At 73.8% G+C, this 17,121-nt stretch carries 14 protein-coding genes; 10 read left to right on the top strand and 4 right to left on the bottom strand.

Going from position 1 to position 17,121, the window contains the following annotated elements:
* The first annotated feature begins 374 nt into the window (after positions 1–374).
* Positions 375–803, top strand: a complete 429-nt coding sequence (locus ACZ67Q_RS20605; protein WP_471183992.1) for a hypothetical protein — start codon at positions 375–377, stop codon at positions 801–803.
* Between the two features lie 98 nt (positions 804–901).
* Here ACZ67Q_RS20605 and ACZ67Q_RS20600 read toward each other — a convergent pair whose 3' ends face one another.
* Genes ACZ67Q_RS20600 through ACZ67Q_RS20590 form a run of 3 tightly spaced genes read right to left on the bottom strand, consistent with a single transcriptional unit; the run spans position 902 to position 4,091 of the window.
* Positions 902–1,972, bottom strand: a complete 1,071-nt coding sequence (locus tag ACZ67Q_RS20600) for a prenyltransferase/squalene oxidase repeat-containing protein (protein ID WP_471183990.1) — start codon at positions 1,970–1,972, stop codon at positions 902–904.
* On the bottom strand, positions 1,969–2,715 hold the full coding sequence (locus tag ACZ67Q_RS20595) for a class I SAM-dependent methyltransferase (RefSeq protein ID WP_471183988.1): 747 nt from the start codon (positions 2,713–2,715) through the stop codon (positions 1,969–1,971). The genes ACZ67Q_RS20600 and ACZ67Q_RS20595 overlap by 4 nt, the downstream gene beginning before the upstream one ends.
* On the bottom strand, positions 2,709–4,091 hold the full coding sequence (locus ACZ67Q_RS20590) for a glycosyltransferase family 4 protein (RefSeq protein WP_471183985.1): 1,383 nt from the start codon (positions 4,089–4,091) through the stop codon (positions 2,709–2,711). Before ACZ67Q_RS20590 ends, ACZ67Q_RS20595 begins: the two co-directional genes overlap by 7 nt.
* 207 nt (positions 4,092–4,298) lie before the next feature.
* On the opposite strand from ACZ67Q_RS20590, the gene ACZ67Q_RS20585 reads away from it, so the two are divergent.
* From ACZ67Q_RS20585 to ACZ67Q_RS20550, 8 genes are all read left to right on the top strand, one after another.
* On the top strand, positions 4,299–4,913 hold the full coding sequence (locus ACZ67Q_RS20585; protein WP_471183982.1) for a TetR family transcriptional regulator: 615 nt from the start codon (positions 4,299–4,301) through the stop codon (positions 4,911–4,913).
* A gap of 307 nt (positions 4,914–5,220) precedes the next feature.
* Positions 5,221–6,408, top strand: coding sequence for a prenyltransferase/squalene oxidase repeat-containing protein (locus ACZ67Q_RS20580; protein WP_471183981.1), 1,188 nt, complete (start codon positions 5,221–5,223; stop codon positions 6,406–6,408).
* Complete coding sequence (locus ACZ67Q_RS20575) at positions 6,405–7,043, top strand: SCO2322 family protein (RefSeq protein WP_471183979.1); 639 nt, start codon at positions 6,405–6,407, stop codon at positions 7,041–7,043. Before ACZ67Q_RS20580 ends, ACZ67Q_RS20575 begins: the two co-directional genes overlap by 4 nt.
* Positions 7,036–8,142, top strand: coding sequence for an energy-coupling factor transporter transmembrane component T (locus ACZ67Q_RS20570; protein WP_471183977.1), 1,107 nt, complete (start codon positions 7,036–7,038; stop codon positions 8,140–8,142). The genes ACZ67Q_RS20575 and ACZ67Q_RS20570 overlap by 8 nt, the downstream gene beginning before the upstream one ends.
* On the top strand, positions 8,139–9,845 hold the full coding sequence (locus ACZ67Q_RS20565; RefSeq protein ID WP_471183974.1) for an ABC transporter ATP-binding protein: 1,707 nt from the start codon (positions 8,139–8,141) through the stop codon (positions 9,843–9,845). Before ACZ67Q_RS20570 ends, ACZ67Q_RS20565 begins: the two co-directional genes overlap by 4 nt.
* Entirely contained in the window at positions 9,842–10,714 is an 873-nt protein-coding gene (locus tag ACZ67Q_RS20560) for an ECF transporter S component (RefSeq protein ID WP_471183972.1), read from the top strand. Before ACZ67Q_RS20565 ends, ACZ67Q_RS20560 begins: the two co-directional genes overlap by 4 nt.
* A 363-nt stretch (positions 10,715–11,077) precedes the next feature.
* Entirely contained in the window at positions 11,078–11,494 is a 417-nt protein-coding gene (locus tag ACZ67Q_RS20555) for an aggregation-promoting factor C-terminal-like domain-containing protein (protein WP_471183970.1), read from the top strand.
* Positions 11,495–11,708: 214 nt separating this feature from the next.
* Complete coding sequence (locus ACZ67Q_RS20550; RefSeq protein WP_471184229.1) at positions 11,709–13,310, top strand: hypothetical protein; 1,602 nt, start codon at positions 11,709–11,711, stop codon at positions 13,308–13,310.
* Here ACZ67Q_RS20550 and ACZ67Q_RS20545 read toward each other — a convergent pair.
* A complete protein-coding gene (locus ACZ67Q_RS20545) occupies positions 13,243–15,318 on the bottom strand; it encodes a bifunctional glycosyltransferase 87/phosphatase PAP2 family protein (RefSeq protein WP_471183967.1) in 2,076 nt (691 codons plus the stop codon). The two genes, ACZ67Q_RS20550 and ACZ67Q_RS20545, sit on opposite strands and share 68 nt — an antisense overlap.
* A gap of 299 nt (positions 15,319–15,617) precedes the next feature.
* Here ACZ67Q_RS20545 and proP point away from each other — a divergent pair, with 299 nt between their 5' ends.
* Positions 15,618–16,994 (top strand): glycine betaine/L-proline transporter ProP, encoded by a 1,377-nt coding sequence (gene proP / locus ACZ67Q_RS20540; RefSeq protein WP_471183965.1) that lies wholly within the window; start codon positions 15,618–15,620, stop codon positions 16,992–16,994.
* Positions 16,995–17,121 lie beyond the last annotated feature (127 nt).

Here is a 17,121-nt window from a genome sequence, read left to right as displayed (position 1 = left end):
ACACAGCACCTTCGACGAGGCCCGGGCCCGCGCGGTCGCCGGCTACGGCCCGGCCGCCGTCGTCCACCTCTTCATCGGCCACGCGATCGCCAACCGAATCCACCGCCACTGACGGCTCCGCCCCGCACCCGTCCCGCGACCCCGGGGGCGCGGGGGTGCCCCCGCAGAACACAGCACCTTCGACGAGGCCCGGGCCCGCGCGGTCGCCGGCTACGGCCCGGCCGCCGTCGTCCACCTCTTCATCGGCCACGCGATCGCCAACCGCAGCCCGACATCGCATACTTGATCGAAAAATGGGCCAAGTTACCGCTGAGTTGACGTAGGGTCACTCTTGCTCGCTGACCACGAGCGAGCCCACGAAGGGGGAAAGACCCATGCGTCACAAGATCGCGGCCCTGGCCGCGACGACCGTCATGCTCGGCTGCGCGTCGATCGCCACCGCCACGTCGGCGTCGGCGACCGTCGACCCGCCCGGCAGCTGGGACCACACGTACACCACGTCGGACGCCAAGCACGGCGGCACGGTCTACGTCGCCGAGTACGGCGACGTCATCTCGCTGTGCGACACGGCTGCCGACGGCTACGCGCCCCGGGTCGAGGTCTTCAGCGAGGAGAGCATCGCCGGGCTGTACGACCTCCAGTACACGCTGACCGCCTCGGGCGGCGAGGGCTCCTGCGTGTCGAGCCGGGCTTCGCAGGGCGGTGTGCACGACCTCCCCGAGGGCAGGCACATCAGCCTCACCGTGTACCTGGGCCCGGACCGCAAGTACCAGACCACGCACAACTACCTCAACGACAACTGACCGTAACGCGGTGGCGGAAGAGCCCGCCCGCGGCCCGTCCCGCCCCACGTCACCGTGGCGGTGGGACGGGCCGCGTCGTTTCCGGCCGCCGCGTCACCTCACCCGCAGCAGTCCGTCTCCAGACCCGTCGGCAGCAGCTCACCGCCGAAGACCGCGCACGTCGCCTCGTGGCCCCCGAGCGCCGCGACGGCGAGGAGCAGCGACCCGGCCGTCCATGTCGTCAGCTCGCGCGGCCAGATCGCGTCGTCGTCGAAGACGTACCCCGTCCAGTACAGACCGGTGGCGCCGTCGCGCAGGTGCTGGATGGACTGGAGGATCTCCAGGGCCCGGTCGGACTCGCCCATCGCCCACAGTGCCAGGGCGAGTTCGGCTGACTCGCCGCCGGTCACCCACGGGTTGGGGACCACGCAGCGCACCCCGAGGCCGGGCACGACGAATTCGTCCCAGCGGTCCTCGATACGGGACTTGGCCTCCGCGCCGGTCAGCGCGCCGCCCAGCACCGGGTAGTACCAGTCCATGGAGTAGCGGTCCTTGTCCAGGAACCGCTCCGGGTGCCGGCGTATCGCGTGCCGCAACGTGCCCGCCGCCAACTCCCAGTCCGGCTGCGCCTCTTCGCGCTGCTCGGCGATCGCGAGCGCGCAGCGCAGCGCGTGGTGGATGGAGCAGGACCCGGTGAGCAGCGCGTCCGCGGTCGCCGTGCCGTCGTCCTCGCGGCGCCAGCCGATCTGCCCGCCGCTCTGTTGCAGGCGCAGCACGAACTCGACGGCCGCGTACACGGTCGGCCACATGCGGTCCAGGAACGTGTCGTCGCCCGTGGACAGGTAGTGGTGCCACACCCCGACGGCCACATAGGCGACGAAGTTGGTCTCGCGGCCGGTGTCGGTGACGTCGTCGTGGGCGCCGTCGGCGTAGGCGGCGTACCACGAGCCGTCGTCGTTCTGGTGGCGGGCGAGCCAGTCGTAGGCCCGTTCGGCGGCCTCGTGCTCACCGGCGGCGTCGAGCGCCATGGCGGCCTCGGTGTGGTCCCACGGGTCGAGGTGGTGGCCCCGGAACCAGGGGATCGCCCCGTCCTCCCGCTGCACGGCGAGGATGCCGCGCACGGTGGCGGCGGCCTGCCCGGCGGTGAGGACCCCGGGCAGGACGAGGTGTTCTGTCCGGGGAGTGGTCACGTGGCGTCCGCCTCTGCGGACACGGCCGGCAGGTGCGGCTTGGTCGCGTAGACGACGAAGCTCTTGCCGATCAGCGGGTTCAGCGCCTGCTCGGCGACCCGCGTGGCCAGCGGCTTCTTCATGATGTCCCAGACCAGCAGCTTGTGGTAGGCGCGCACCGGCAGCGCCTTGTCGTTGTCCACGCCGAACGCGCACTTCAGCCACCAGTACGGCGAGTGCAGCGCGTGCGCGTGGTGGGTGCCGTAGGGCTTCAGGCCGGCCTCGCGGACCTTCGCGAGCAGCTCGTCGGCCTTGTAGATGCGGATGTGGCCGCCCTCGACCTCGTGGTAGGCGTCGGACAGCGTCCAGCAGACCTTCTCGGGGCCGTAGCGCGGCACGGTGATGGCGATGCGCCCGCCGGGCCTGAGCACCCGGACCATCTCGGCGAGTACGCCCTTGTCGTCGGGGATGTGCTCCATCACCTCGGAGATGATGACGACGTCGAAGGAGTCGTCCGGGAACGGCAGGGCGAGAGCGTCGCCCTCCATGGCGGTGGCGGTCGCGCCCTCGGGTGCCTCGCCGGCCTCCTTCATCGCCGCGAACCACTTGGCGACCTCGCGGATCTCCTCGCCGTTCTGGTCGAGGGCCACGACCTGGGCGCCGCGCCGGTAGCACTCGAAGGCGTGCCGGCCGGCTCCGCAGCCGAGGTCCAGGACACGGTCGCCCGGGGCGAGCGGGAACCGGGAGAAGTCGACGGTCAGCACGTGGCCCTGCTTTCGGAGTGGCTTTCGGAGGAGACAGCTGCTGGTGCGGTCGCGGTACGGCCCGGCCGGTGGCCCGCGGCGGCGTCGATCGCCTCGCGGTAGCGGGCCACGGTCCCCTCGGCGGCCCGCGCCCAGGTGAAGTGGCGCAGGACCCGCTCGCGGCCGGCCCGTCCCAGGCGGGTGCGCAGCTCCGGGTCGCCCAGCAGCCGGCCCAGCGCGGCGGCCAGCGCCCCGGCGTCGCCGGGCGGCACCGCCAGGCAGGTCTCGCCGTCCCGGCCGGCGACCTCGGGGATCGCGCCGCCGGTGGTGGCGACCAGCGGGGTGCCGGTGGCCATGGCCTCGGCGGCCGGCAGCGAGAAGCCCTCGTACAGCGACGGCACGCACGCGACCTCGGCCGAGCGGACCAGGTCGACGAGTTCGGCGTCGGAGATGCCCTTGACGAAGTCGACGGCGCCTTCGAGGCCGTAGCGCTCGATCGCCTGCGCGACCGGTCCCTCGGTGGGCCGCTTGCCGACGACGACGAGGTGGGCGTCGCCGTGCTCGGTGCGGACCTTGGCCAGCGCCTCGACGAGGAAGACCAGACCCTTGAGCGGGACGTCGGCGCTGGATGTGGTGACGATCCGGCCGGGCACCTTGGCCACGGACGGATCCGGCGAGAACAGCTCGGTGTCGGCGCCGATGTGGACGACGTGGATGCGGTCCTGCCGTACGCCGAGGTGGTCGACGATCTCCTGGCGGGAGGTGCCGGAGACGGTGAGCACGGACGGCAGGCGGCGGGCGACGCGCTTCTGCATGCGGGTGAACGCGTACCAGCGGCGCACCGAGCAGCGGCGCTGCCAGGTCTCGGCGGCGTCCAGCTCCAACTGCCGGTCGACGGTGATGGGGTGGTGGATCGTCGTCACCAGCGGTGCGCCCAGGTCGCCCAACAGGCCGTAGCCGAGGGTCTGGTTGTCGTGGACGACGTCGAACTCGCCGCGCCGGGCCCGCAGATGGCGGCGGGCGCGCAGGGAGAACGTCAGCGGCTCGGGGAAGCCGCCGGTCCACATGGTGCCGACCTCGAGGGCGTCGATCCAGTCCCGGTACTCGTCCCGCTTCGGGGTGCGGAAGGGGTCGGGCTGGCGGTACAGGTCGAGGCTGGGCAGCTCGGTGAGGCGCAGTCCGCCGAAGCCCTCGTCCAGTACGGGATAGGGCTGCGCGCCGATGACCTCGACGCGGTGACCGAGGCGGGCCAGCTCCCGCGACAGATGCCGGACGTAGACGCCCTGGCCGCCGCAGAACGGGTTCCCTTTGTAGGTCAGGAGCGCGATGTCGAGCGGTCGCCCGCCGTCCGCGGCGAGGTCTTCACGGGACCCCGTCCGACTGGCCTCAGCGGTCACTCCGGGCCCCTCTCTGCCTGCTCCGTCCCGCGAGATTACGCCGGGACGCTAATCTAGAACAAGTTTCAGACTTGATCGTCCAGGAGGCTCTGAATCTACCGGCAGGTAGCGGCGCTGTGAGCAGTGGATCAGGTGATTCACGCCACGGGTGCACGGCTGCCATGCTGACCGAACGCACGCCCTCACCGACTGTCACGGACGGGACCCATGCCTGCGCACGTCAGTTCCCCGAGCCCCTCCCCGCTCACCGAGCGGCAGGAGGAGCGGCGCCGCCGCATCCTGCGTGCGAGCGCGCAGTTGGCCGGCCGGGGCGGCTTCGACGCGGTGCAGATGCGGGAGGTCGCGGAGGCCTCTCAGGTGGCGCTGGGCACGCTGTACCGCTACTTCCCCTCCAAGATCCATCTGCTGGTCGCGACCATGCAGGACCAGCTGGACCGCATGCACGGCACGCTCCGCAAGAAGCCCCCGGCCGGCGAGACGGCGGCGGAACGCGTGGCGGAGACCCTGATGCGCGCCTTCCGCGGACTGCAGCGCGATCCGCACCTGGCGGACGCGATGGTGCGCGCCCTGACCTTCGCCGACCGCAGCGTCTCCGCCGAGGTCGACCAGGTCTCCCGCCGGACGACGGCGATCATTCTGGACGCGATGGGCACCGCCGACCCGACCCCCGCCCAGCTCTCCGCGGTCCGCGTCGTCGAACACACCTGGCACGCGGCCCTGATCACCTGGCTCTCGGGCCGCGCCTCCATCGCCCAGGTCACCCTCGACATCGAGACGGTGTGCCGGCTCATCGACCTGACGGAGGACGAGCACAACAGGTGACGGTCACCGCCCTGGCCGGCGGACCGAGGCCACCCCGGGAGGCTTTCCTACGGCCCGGTAAAGTGGCCGCGTCGTCATCACACCCGTACCGGGGGAAGCCGGTGCACATCCGGCGCCGGCCCTTCCCCGAGCTCTCGGCTGCGCTCGAGCAGGGAGACCCCAGTCCGTGAGCTGCCCAGAGGGTGGCGAGCCGGATCGCCCGGTGCGGACGTGAACGGCTCACGCACCGTCGAGGTCCACGGAGCCGAGCCGCCCGGGTCCTCCCGTGCTGCCCGGTTCCCGGTACAGGGAGAGGCACCCGCCGATCATGAACATTCGTCACAGCGCAGCGGCCGTGGCCGCCGTCGCCGTGCTCGGCGGCGCCGCGCCCGCCATGGCCGCGTCGCCCGCCCCGTCCCCGTCGCAGGCGCTGCCCTCCGGGCTGTTCGGCACGGCCGACCCGACGTACGACGGTGTGTGGCGGCAGTCGCTCGCCCTGCTGGCGCAGCACACCGTCGGGGTGAAGCCCGCCGCCAAGGCCGTGGACTGGCTGACCGGACAGCAGTGCGCGAGCGGCGCGTTCGCCCCGTTCCGCGCCGAGCCGGCCAAGCCGTGCGATGCGAAGACCATGGTCGACACCAACCAGACCGCCGCCGCCGTGCAGGCCCTCACCGCGCTCGGCGGTCACGACGCCGCCGTCACCAAGGCGCTCGCGTGGCTGAAGTCCGTGCAGAACAAGGACGGCGGCTGGGGCTACGTCGCGGGCGGGGCCAGCGACACCAACTCCACCTCCGTCGTCGTCGGCGCGCTCGCCGCGGCCGGGGAGAAGCCGGAGGACGTCACCAAGGACGGCAAGTCCCCCGCCGACGCCCTGCTGAAGCTCGCCCTGCCCTGCGCCGAGGGCGGCGCCTTCGCCTTCCAGCCCGACAAGTCCGGCAAGCTCGCCGCCAACGCGGACGCGACCGCCGCCGGTGTCGTCGGGCTGCTGGGCAAGGGCCTGGTGACGGGCGCGGGTGCGAAGGCCGACGCGGTGTGCAAGGACGAGCGCACCCCGGCGCAGGCCGCCGCCAACGGGGCGGCCTACCTGGCGAAGACGACGGCGAAGGACGGCCATCTGACCTCCGCCATGCCGGGCGCCACCCCCCAGCCCGACTACGGCAACACGGCCGACGCCGTCGTCGCGCTCGCCGCGCAGGGCGGTGCCGCGCAGGCCGCGAAGCCGCTGGCGTGGCTGGAGAAGAACAGCGCGGGCTGGGCGAAGCAGAGCGGCCCCGCCGCCTACGCCCAGCTGATCTTCGCCGCGCACGCCGCGGGCGGCGACCCGCGCCACTTCGGCGGCCAGGACCTCGTCGCCGGGCTGAACGCGACGGGCCCCGCCCCGCAGACCGCCGAGAAGAAGGACGAGAAGAAGGACGACGACTCGCCCTTCGGCGTGTGGTGGTTCGTCGGCGTCTGCCTGGTCGCCGGCATAGGCGCCGGCTTCCTCATCAGCGGCCGCAAGGGCCGCACCAAGTGATCCGCCGCGTCGCCCTGCTGTGCCTGGCCCTGCTGCTGCCGCTGGTGGCGGCGGGCCAGGCGCGGGCCGTCGGCTACCGGTACTGGTCGTTCTGGGACCGCGACGGCTCCACCTGGACGTACGCCACGCAGGGACCGTCGACGGCCCGGCCGGCCGACGGGGCCGTGCAGGGCTTCCGGTTCGCGGTGAGCGAGGACTCCGGCGACGCCGAGAAGCCGCGCGGGGCCGCCGGCTTCGCCGCGATCTGCGCGCACACCCCGAGGCAGGACGGCACAAAGCGGGTGGCGCTGGTCATCGACTTCGGTACGGCCGCAGACGCCCCGGCCGGCGAGCAGCCGCCGGCCGCCCGTACGGCCTGCGCCCGGGTGCCCGAGGACGCGACGACCGCCGAGGCCCTGGCCGCGGTCGCGAAGCCGCTGCGCTACGACACCAACGCCCTGCTGTGCGCGATCGCCGGCTATCCGCAGCGCGGCTGCGGGGAGCAGGTCTCCGGCAAGGCCACCGGCACCCCGTCGGCGGCCCCGACGGCGAAGAGCGATGACGGCGGCCCGTCGGTGGGCCTGATCGCGGGCGGCGCGGCCGTCGCCGTCCTGGGCGCGGCGGCGGTGTGGCAGGCGCGGCGGCGGCGTGCGTAGTCACCGTGGCCCCGCCACCGTGCACCCCGGCGCCTGGTGGCTGTGGGCCCTCGGCCTCGGCACCGCCGCCACCCGCACCACCAACCCCCTGCTGCTCGCCCTGCTCGTCGCGGTCTCCGCGTACGTCGTGACCACCTGCCGCCCGCACGCGCCCTGGGCCCGCTCCTACGCCGCGTTCCTGAAGCTGGCCCTGGCCGTCCTCGTCGTACGCCTCTTCTTCGCGGTCGTCCTCGGCTCCCCGATCCCCGGGACGCACGTCGTCGTCACCCTGCCCGAAGTGCCGCTGCCCCACTGGGCGCAGGGCATCCGGCTCGGTGGCCGGGTCACCGCCGAGGGCCTGCTGTTCGCCCTGTACGACGGGCTGCGGCTGGCCGCACTGCTGGTCTGCGTCGGCGCCGCCAACGCGCTCGCCAATCCGCACCGGCTGCTGAAGTCGCTGCCGGGCGCGCTGTACGAGACGGGTGTCGCCGTCGTCGTCGCGCTGACCTTCGCCCCGCATCTGATCGCCGACGCGCAGCGCCTGCGGGCCGCCCGGCGGCTGCGGGGCCGCCCGGACCGAGGGCTGCGCGGGCTGCTCCAAGTGGCCCTGCCGGTGCTGGAGGGCGCGCTGGAGCGGTCGGTGGCGCTGGCCGCCGCGATGGACGCCCGCGGCTACGGCCGCAGCGCCGACGTCCCCGCGCCGGTGCGCCGTACGACGGCCGCGCTCACCCTCGGCGGGCTGCTCGGCGTGTGCGCCGGCACGTACGGGCTGCTCACCGCCGACGGTGACCGCTACGGGCTGCCGGTGCTGCTCGGCGGGCTCGCCGCCGCGCTGGCCGGCCTGTGGCTCGGTGGCCGGCGCACCCCGCGCACCCGCTACCGCCCCGACCCGTGGGACGCCCGCGCCCTGACGGTCGCCGCGAGCGGCGTCGCCGTGGCCGCGGCGCTGGTCCTCGCCGGCTCCCCCGCCCTGAACCCCGGCGTGGTCCCGCTCACCGCGCCCGCGCTGCCGCTGTGGCCGGCCGCGGCCGTACTGCTGGGCCTGCTCCCGGCGTTCGCCGCACCCGCCCCGAGGGAACCCTCCCCTGCGCTGAAGAAGGAGCCCGAGGAATCGTCGTGATCCGCTTCGAGAACGTCTCCGTGACCTACGACGGTGCGGACGGACCCACCGTCCAGGGCGTCGACCTCGAGGTGCCCGAAGGGGAACTCGTGCTGCTCGTCGGCCCCTCCGGCGTCGGCAAGTCGACGATCCTGGGGGCGGTCAGCGGGCTCGTCCCGCACTTCACGGGCGGCACCCTGCGCGGCCGCGTCACGGTCGCCGGCCGCGACACCCGCACCCACAAGCCGCGCGAACTGGCCGATGTCGTCGGCACGGTGGGCCAGGACCCGCTCGCGCACTTCGTCACCGACACCGTCGAGGACGAACTCGCCTACGGCATGGAGTCCCTGGGCCTGACGCCGCAGGTCATGCGGCGCCGCGTGGAGGAGACGCTGGACCTGCTCGGCCTCGCCGACCTGCGCGACCGCCCGATCGCCACGCTCTCCGGGGGCCAGCGGCAGCGCGTCGCGATCGGGTCGGTCCTCACCCCGCACCCCCGGGTCCTCGTCCTCGACGAGCCGACCTCCGCACTCGACCCGGCCGCCGCCGAGGAGGTCCTCGCCGTCGTCCAGCGCCTGGTCCACGACCTCGGGACGACGGTCCTCATGGCGGAACACCGCCTCGAACGCGTCGTCCAGTACGCCGACCGCGTCGCCCTGCTGCCGGGCCCGGGCGAGGCGCCCGTCGTCGGCACCCCGGCCGACGTCATGGCCATATCGCCGGTGTTCCCGCCGGTCGTCGACCTGGGCCGGCTCGCGGGCTGGTCCCCGCTGCCGCTGACGGTCCGCGACGCCCGGCGCCGGGCGGGCGACCTGCGGGACCGGCTGACCGAACGGGACACCGCCCCGGCGACGGAAGCCCACCCGGACCCGGCCGTGCCGGCCTTCCCGCCGCCGGCGTCACGGCGGGCAGCCCCGTCCCGTCTCGCCCGGCTGCTGGGCCGGCGGCCCTCCGACACCCCCGCGTCGCTGGCGTACGCCGCCGAGGTGCGGGCGCTCGCCGTGCGCCGGGGCCAGGTGCAGGCACTGCGCCGCGTCGACCTGACCGTCTCCCCCGGCGAGACGATCGCCCTGATGGGACGCAACGGCGCCGGGAAGTCGACGCTGCTCGACACCCTCGTCGGGCTGGTCCGGCCGGCCTCCGGCACCGTGCTGACCGGCGGCGCCGCCCCGTACGGCGCGCCGCCGCGCGAGCTGGTGCGCCGGGTCGGCCTGGTCCCGCAGGAGCCGCGCGACCTGCTGTACGCGGACACGGTCGCCGCCGAGTGCGCGGCCGCCGACGAGGACGCGGGCGCGGAGCCGGGCACCTGCCGGGCCCTGGTCCACGAGCTGCTGCCGGGCGTGACGGGCGGCACGCATCCCCGGGACCTGTCCGAGGGCCAGCGTCTCGCGCTCGCCCTGGCCGTCGTGCTCACCGCACGGCCGCCGCTGATCCTGCTGGACGAGCCGACCCGCGGCCTGGACTACGCGGCGAAGTCCCGCCTGGTCACCGTCCTGCGCGAGCTGACGGCCGCCGGGCACGCGGTGGTGCTGGCCACGCACGACGTGGAGCTGGCCGCCGAGCTGGCCCACCGGGTGGTCCTGCTCGCCGAGGGCGAGGTGATCGCCGACGGGCCCACGGGGGACGTCGTGGTGTCCTCACCCTCCTTCGCCCCGCAGGTGACGAAGATCCTCGCGCCGCAGCAGTGGCTGACGGTGACGCAGGTGCGGAAGGCCCTCGCATGAGCCGCTCCCCCGGCGCCGGCCGCCGCGCGCAGACCCGACCCGCCCCGACCCGCCCGGCCCGGATGCACGCCGTCCGCCTCGGCCCCCGCTCCGTCGCCGCGCTCGTCCTGGTCGGCGCGGTCGGGGTGGCCGCGCTGCTGTGGCCGTTCCTCGCCCCGCCCGGTTCCCGGGTGCTCGCGCACGCCCAGGACGCCCCGTGGCTGTTCGCGGCGCTGCTGGTGCTGCTGGTCGCGGTGGCCGCGGCGACGATCTCCGAGTCCGGGCTCGGCCCGAAGGCGGTCGCGATGCTCGGGGTGCTGGCGGCGACCGGCGCGGCGCTGCGGCCCGTCGGCGCGGGCACGGCCGGCATCGAGCCGATGTTCTTCCTGATGGTGCTCAGCGGCCGGGTCCTCGGACCCGGCTTCGGTTTCGTGCTGGGCGCGGTGACGATGTTCGCCTCCGCACTGCTGACGGGCGGGGTCGGTCCGTGGCTGCCGTTCCAGATGCTGTCGATGGGCTGGTTCACGCTGGGCGCGGGCCTGCTGCCCGGGCCGGACCGGCTGCGCGGCCGCGCCGAGCTCGGTGTGCTCGCCGGGTACGGCTTCCTGGCGGCCTTCGCCTACGGCACGGTGATGAACCTCGCGGGCTGGCCCTTCATGGGCGGCAACGCCTCGAACATCGCCTTCGACCCGCACGCCGGTCCCGGCGCCAACCTGGCCCGCTTCGTCGCGTACTGCCTCGCCACCTCGCTCGGCTGGGATCTGGGCCGGGCGCTCGTCACGCTCGTCCTCACGCTGACCCTCGGCCCGGCGATCCTCAGGACGCTGCGCCGGGCCACACGGCGGGCGGCGTTCGAGACGCCGGTCACGTTCGGTCCGGCCGGGGAGTGAGAGCCCGTACGCCGACCGTGAGCGGGCGGGGGGCGCCGCGGTGAAGCACCCCACATGACCCAGGTCACCTACGAGGCAGGGTCGTAGATCCATCCGCCTGTCATGCTCGCGTCGCCACGGGCTCTGACCTGGGCTTTGAGAGCCAGGTCACACACTCGGGCGTTCTTCTCGATGCGACCACAACTAGTAAAAGGGGTCATTGCGGACGCCTGTCGGGCCTGCTTCTCTGGATGACGTCGCACGGCGCCGACGTGCCCTCAGGGCCGCGGCGCCTCCGCATGCCACAGCCGCACCCAGGCGGCTCCACGCATCACGTGCTCACGGTGTGCCGGCGACGCCAGTGTCCCCGACGAAAGGCTTCCCGTGACCGCCGTTCCCCTCTTCCGTCGTGTCTCCGCCCCCAAGAAGGCCCTCGCCGGCGCCGCCCTGGCGGCTGCCGCCTGCGGTTCCCTGATCGCCGCCGCGCCCGCCCAGGCCGCGACGACGCAGGCCTCCTCGGCCCAGGCGGTCGCGAAGAAGATGATCGGCAGCTCGGCGCAGTACCAGTGCTTCTCGAACATCGTCGAGCGCGAGAGCGGCTGGAACCCGAACGCCACCAACTCCTCCAGCGGCGCCTACGGCCTGGTCCAGGCCCTGCCCGGCTCCAAGATGGCCACGGCCGGCTCCGACTGGAAGACCAACCCCGCGACCCAGATCAAGTGGGGCATGAACTACATGAACGAGCGCTACGGCAGCCCGTGTGGTGCCTGGAACTTCTGGCAGGCCCACAACTGGTACTGATGGCGCCGGTACGGACCCGCTTTCCGTACCCCGGCAGACGCGAAGGCGGCGGCCCCCGATCCCCTGGGCCGCCGCCTTCGCCGCGTCCGCGCGCGGTGACCCACAGGAGTGAAGACACCTCGGCCCTGTGAACCCCGCCCCGTCCAGGCGCATCGTGGGAGGTGTGGTCCACGCCGACATCACCCACCCCGAGCGCGCGGCAGACCCACCCCCGGTGGCGGGCCGCCTGCCGCGCCCCTTCAGCGGCCCTCACCGCGTGCCGCTGCTCGCCACCCTGCCGCTGCTGCCGCTGTACGCGGTGTGGTGGGCGTTCCTCGCGACGGGCGGCGGCGATCTGGCCGCGCAGGACGCCTGGGCCGAGTTCGCGGCACGGTACGGCGGGTCGGCGTACGACCTGGCCTGGTACGGCGGGATGCACACCGCCGGGTACAGCCTGATCTCGCCGTATCTGATGGCCGCGCTCGGGGTGCGCACGGTCACCGTGCTGTCCGGGCTCGCGGCCTCCTGGCTGGCGGGCGTGCTGATCGCCCGGACCGGCACCCGGCATCCGCTCGGGCCCGCCCTCCTGGCGTCCCTCGCCCTGTGGTGCGACGTCGCCTCGGGACGTTCCACGTTCGCGCTCGGGGTGGCCTTCGGGCTCGCGGCCTGCGTCCTGCTGACCGGGCAGCGGCGGTGGGTCCCGGCCGCAGGGTACGCACTGCTCGCGACGACGGCCTCACCGGTGGCGGGGCTGCTCCTGACGGTGGTCGGCGCCGGGTACGTCTGCGTACGGGACTGGCGGAGGGCGGCGGCGCTGGTGGTGCCGCCCGCCGTGGTGGTCGGCGCGACCGCCCTGCTGTTCCCGTTCACGGGGCAGCAGCCGATGCCCCTCGCGCGGATCTGGGCGCCGGTCGCGCTGGGCCTGGTCGTGACCGTGTTCGCGCCACGGCCCTGGCGGGTGGCCCGGATCAGCGGCGCGGTGTACGCGGCCGGGACCGTGCTGGTGTATCTGATCCCCTCGCCGATCGGCACGAACATCGAGCGGTTCGCGGAGCTGTTCGCGCCCGCCGCTCTCCTCGCCGCGCTGCTCGCTGTGCCGCCCGCGCGCCGGCTCGGCCGCGGTGCCCTGATCGTGGCGCTGGTGTTCTCGGTCGGCTGGGTGGGCAAGAAGACCGCCGACGATCTGGGGGTGTCCACGACCGTGCCCGCGTGGGCGGCCGACACCCGGCCCGTGGTGCGCGTGCTGCGCGACCTCGGCGCCGAGCGCGCCCGCGTCGAGGCGGTCCCGGCCCGCGACCACCGCGAGGCCGTCGAGCTGGCCCGGCACCTCAGCCTGGCCCGCGGCTGGAACCGGCAGCTGGACATGGAGCGGGCCCGCCTCTTCTACGACGGCACCTTCTCCGCGTCCACCTACCGGGCCTGGCTGGACCGCTGGGCGGTCGGCTACGTCGTGCTGCCGCCGGCCCCGCCCGACGGGTACGCCCGGCAGGAGGCGGACCTCGTGCGCGAGCGTCGGCCGGCCTGGCTGGAGCCGGTGTGGCGGGACGCGCACTGGCGGGTCTACCGGGTGCGTGACGCCGTCCCGCTGGTCTCCGCGCCCGGCAGCGTGGTGCGGACCACCGGCGCCGACCTGGTGCTGCGGGTGTCCCGGCCGGGTGCGGTGACCGTGCGGGTGGTCTGGTCGCCGTGGTTGCGGTCGGACGGCGGCTGCCTGAGCCGGGACGGCGAGTTCACCCGGCTGACGGTGTCCACGCCGGGCCGGTACCGGATCAGCTCGGAGTACGGTCCCGCTCCGGCTCCTTCGGCAGACTGCCGACCCGCACGGCCGCGGTCGTGACCCCGGTGGCGCGCGGGCCCTGGATCACGCGGATCAGGCCGAAGCCGGCGCCGACCACGGCCACGCCGCCGACCGCGTCCAGCACCCAGTGGTTGCCGGTCGCGACGATCGCGCAGAGGGTGAGCAGCGGGTGCAGCAGGCCGAGCGCCTTCATCCACCGGCGCGGCGCCAGGACCAGGACCACCAGACCGCACCACAGCGCCCAGCCGAAGTGCAGCGAGGGCATCGCGGCGTACTGGTTGGTCAGCTCGGTGAGCGTGCCGTAGTCCGGCCTGGCGAAGTCCTGCGGGCCGTTGACGGTGTCGACGATGCCGAGACCCGGCATCAGGCGCGGCGGCGCGAGCGGATAGAGCCAGAAGCCGGCGAGCGCGAGCAGGGTGGCGAAGCCGAGCGCGGACCGGGCCCAGCGGTAGTCCAGCGGGCGGCGCAGGTACAGGACGCCGAGGATCGCCAGCGGGATGCCGAAGTGGAACGACTCGTAGTAGAAGCTGAAGAATCCCGCAGGCCGGCCGGCCGAGACGACCGTGCGGTTGACCCAGTGCTCGACGTCGATGTGCAGGGCCGCCTCGAGGCCGTGGATCTGATGGCCGTGCCGCTCGGCCAGGGCCCGGCCGCCGCTGGTGGTGCCGCCGGTCGCGGCGAGCCGGACCTGCGAGTACACCCAGTAGGTGAGGCGGATCAGCAACAGCTCGAACAGCAGGTTCGGGCGGCTGAGGACACGGCGCAGGGCGGGCAGCCGGGGGATGCGCCGCAAGGGGGCGGGAGCGGGCGCGGCGTACCGGGTGGGCAGGGGGCTGTCGAAGTACACCGAGGAGCGGACGAGGAAGGGCACGGCGGTGGCCGCGGCGAGCGCGGCGAGCAGGACGAGGTTGTCCAGCAGCGGCTGGAACAGCGGTTTGTCCGGCAGCATCGTCCGGGCCGGCAGGGTCATCACCAGCACGACCGCGACCGGCCACACATACCGGTCGGCGGCCCGCCGGCCGACCCGTCCGACGACGGTGAGCAGCACCCACAGCAGCTGGTGCTGCCAGGCGGTGGGCGATACGGCGATGGCGGCGCAGCCGGTGACGGCGACCGCGAGGAGGAGCTGGCCGTCGCGGGCGTAGCGCACCGCGCGGCGTACGCCGAGGACGGCGACGACCGTGCCCAGGGCGAGGAAGAGGGCGATCTCCGGCGGGCCGGTGAGGCCGAAGCGGAGCAGCGCGCCGTGCAGGGACTGGTTGCCGAGGGCGTCGGCGCGCCCGCCGAGGCCCGCGCCGGCCATGTGGTGCACCCAGTAGGTGGCGGAGTCGTGCGCCATCGCGGCCCAGGCCAGCCCGGTGCACACGGCGAAGGTGACGCCCGCGGACCTGGCGGCCCGGCGGCGGTCGGTGCACCACAGCAGCGGCGCGAACAGCAGCAGCGTCGGCTGCAGCGCGGCGGCCACGCCGATCAGGACGCCGCTCGTCCACTGGCCGCGGGCGACGAAGCAGCCGAGCAGGACGAGCAGCACCGGCAGGATGCTGGTCTGGCCGAGCCACAGGGTGTTGCGCACCGGCAGCGACAGCATGAGCAGGCTGATCGCGACGGGCGCGGCCGGCAGGGAGGCACGGCCGCCGACCGGGTGGGGCAGGGCGCGGGCGGCGACGACGCCTAGAGCGGCGACCAGCAGCAGGGTGGAGAGGGTCCAGCCCCAGCCGAGGGCCTGCTCGGCGGCCCGGGTGAGCGGCTTGAGGACGAGTCCCCCGAACGGGGTACCGGTGAAGCGCGTGGAGTCGTACAGGGAGCCGTTGACGTGCAGCACGCCGTGCGGGCCGACCCAGGTCTCCAGGTCGGTCAGCCGCTCCCCGCGCGGGCTGGTCAGGACCGCGGCGACCTGGCGGGCGGCGAGGACGGCCGCGAGCAGCCACAGGCCCGGTCTGATCAGCCACAGGCCCACTCTGAGGGCGCGCAGGCGCGCCCGGGCCGCGCGGCCGGCCGTCGCACCGACGGCTGCCGCGGGTTGCCCGCTGTGCTCGGCATTCGCCACGCCTGGTCGGCCCTCCCGCGTTGACGTCCGGGTCCGCAGACCTTTTGTCCCGAAGACGATAGACCGCCCGGATTGTCGGTGCTTGTCTGCGGCGCGAGAAGGATCACACCGTGACAGCGGGTGAGCGTGGCGGGATGGGGCAGACACTCCTGCACAACCGACGTTTAGCTGCATCATGCAATGAGGTGCGTACACCCCGTAACGGGACCAACGGCGCCTATGGTCGGTTTTCGGTCCGCCGTCACCGCCGCCGCGTGGGCCCTGTCCCTGTCCCCGTCGAAAGGCAGGCGAGCGAAGTTTTGTCTTCGGCCGCGACCGTCGCCCATCCCGTCACGCCCCTCACCCTCAAGAAGACCCCGGACGTCACCGTCACCGACCCCGCGCTCGTCAAGCGCGCGGTCAAGGCGGCGGCGCTGGGCAACGCCATGGAGTGGTTCGACTTCGGCGTCTACAGCTACATCGCCGTCACCCTCGGCAAGGTCTTCTTCCCCTCGGGCAACCCCACCGCCCAGCTGCTGTCCACGTTCGGCGCCTTCGCCGCGGCCTTCCTGGTCCGGCCGCTCGGCGGCATGGTCTTCGGGCCGCTCGGCGACCGCGTCGGCCGCCAGAAGGTGCTCGCGGTCACCATGATCATGATGGCGGCCGGCACGTTCGCGATCGGCCTGATCCCGTCGTACGCCTCGATCGGCGTCGGCGCGCCACTGCTGCTGCTCGCCGCGCGGCTGGTGCAGGGCTTCTCCACCGGCGGGGAGTACGCGGGTGCGTCCACCTTCATCGCCGAGTACGCCCCCGACAAGCGGCGCGGGTTCCTCGGCAGCTGGCTGGAGTTCGGCACGCTGGCCGGCTACATCGGCGGTGCGGGGCTGGTCACGCTGATGACGGCGCTGCTGTCCGCCGACGACCTGACCTCGTGGGGCTGGCGGATCCCGTTCCTGATCGCGGGCCCGATGGGGATCATCGGGCTGTATCTGCGGATGAAGCTGGAGGAGACCCCGGCGTTCGCGGCGGAGGTCGAGAAGGCGGAGTCGGCGCGGCCGAAGGTGCCGCTGCGGGAGATGATCACCGGGCAGTGGAAGGCGCTGCTGCTGTGCATGGGCCTGGTGCTCGTCTTCAACGTCACGGACTACATGCTGCTGTCGTACATGCCGTCGTATCTGACCAGTGAGCTCAAGTACGACGAGACGCACGGGCTGCTCGTGGTGCTCGGCGTGATGGCCGTGATGATGATCGTCCAGCCGTTCGCGGGCGCGCTGACCGACCGGGTCGGCCGGCGTCCGGTGATCGCGGCGGGGTGCGTGGGCTTTCTGCTGCTGTCCGTGCCCGCGCTGCTGCTGATCCGGCAGGGCAGCCTGGTCGCTGTCGCGCTGGGCATGGGGGCGCTCGGGCTGCTGCTGGTGTGCTTCACCGCCGCGATGCCGTCGGCGCTGCCGGCGCTGTTCCCGACGCGGGTGCGGTACGGGTCGCTGTCCGTGGGCTTCAACGTCTCCGTGTCGCTGTTCGGGGGGACCACGCCGCTGGTGGTCACGGCGCTGATCGGGGCTACGGGGAACATGATGATGCCCGCGTACTACATGATGGCGGCGGCTGTCGTGGGTGGCGTGGCCGTCTGGTACATGACGGAGTCGGCGGGGCGCCCGCTGCCGGGGTCGGCACCGGCGGTGGAACGGGCGGCGTGACTCCGTCGGGCGGGCGGTTGTCAGGAGGGCTTGCGCGGGGTGTGTTGTCTGCGGGTCGCGTTGTCTCCCGGTCGCGTTGTGTGCCGGGCGCGTTGTCTGCGGGCGCGTTGTCTGCGGGCGCGTTGTG

Source organism: Streptomyces sp. NPDC036813, assembly GCF_055609245.1.
The sequence above is the reverse complement of the archived record's forward strand: the minus strand, read 5'-3'. Positions and strand labels throughout refer to the sequence as shown.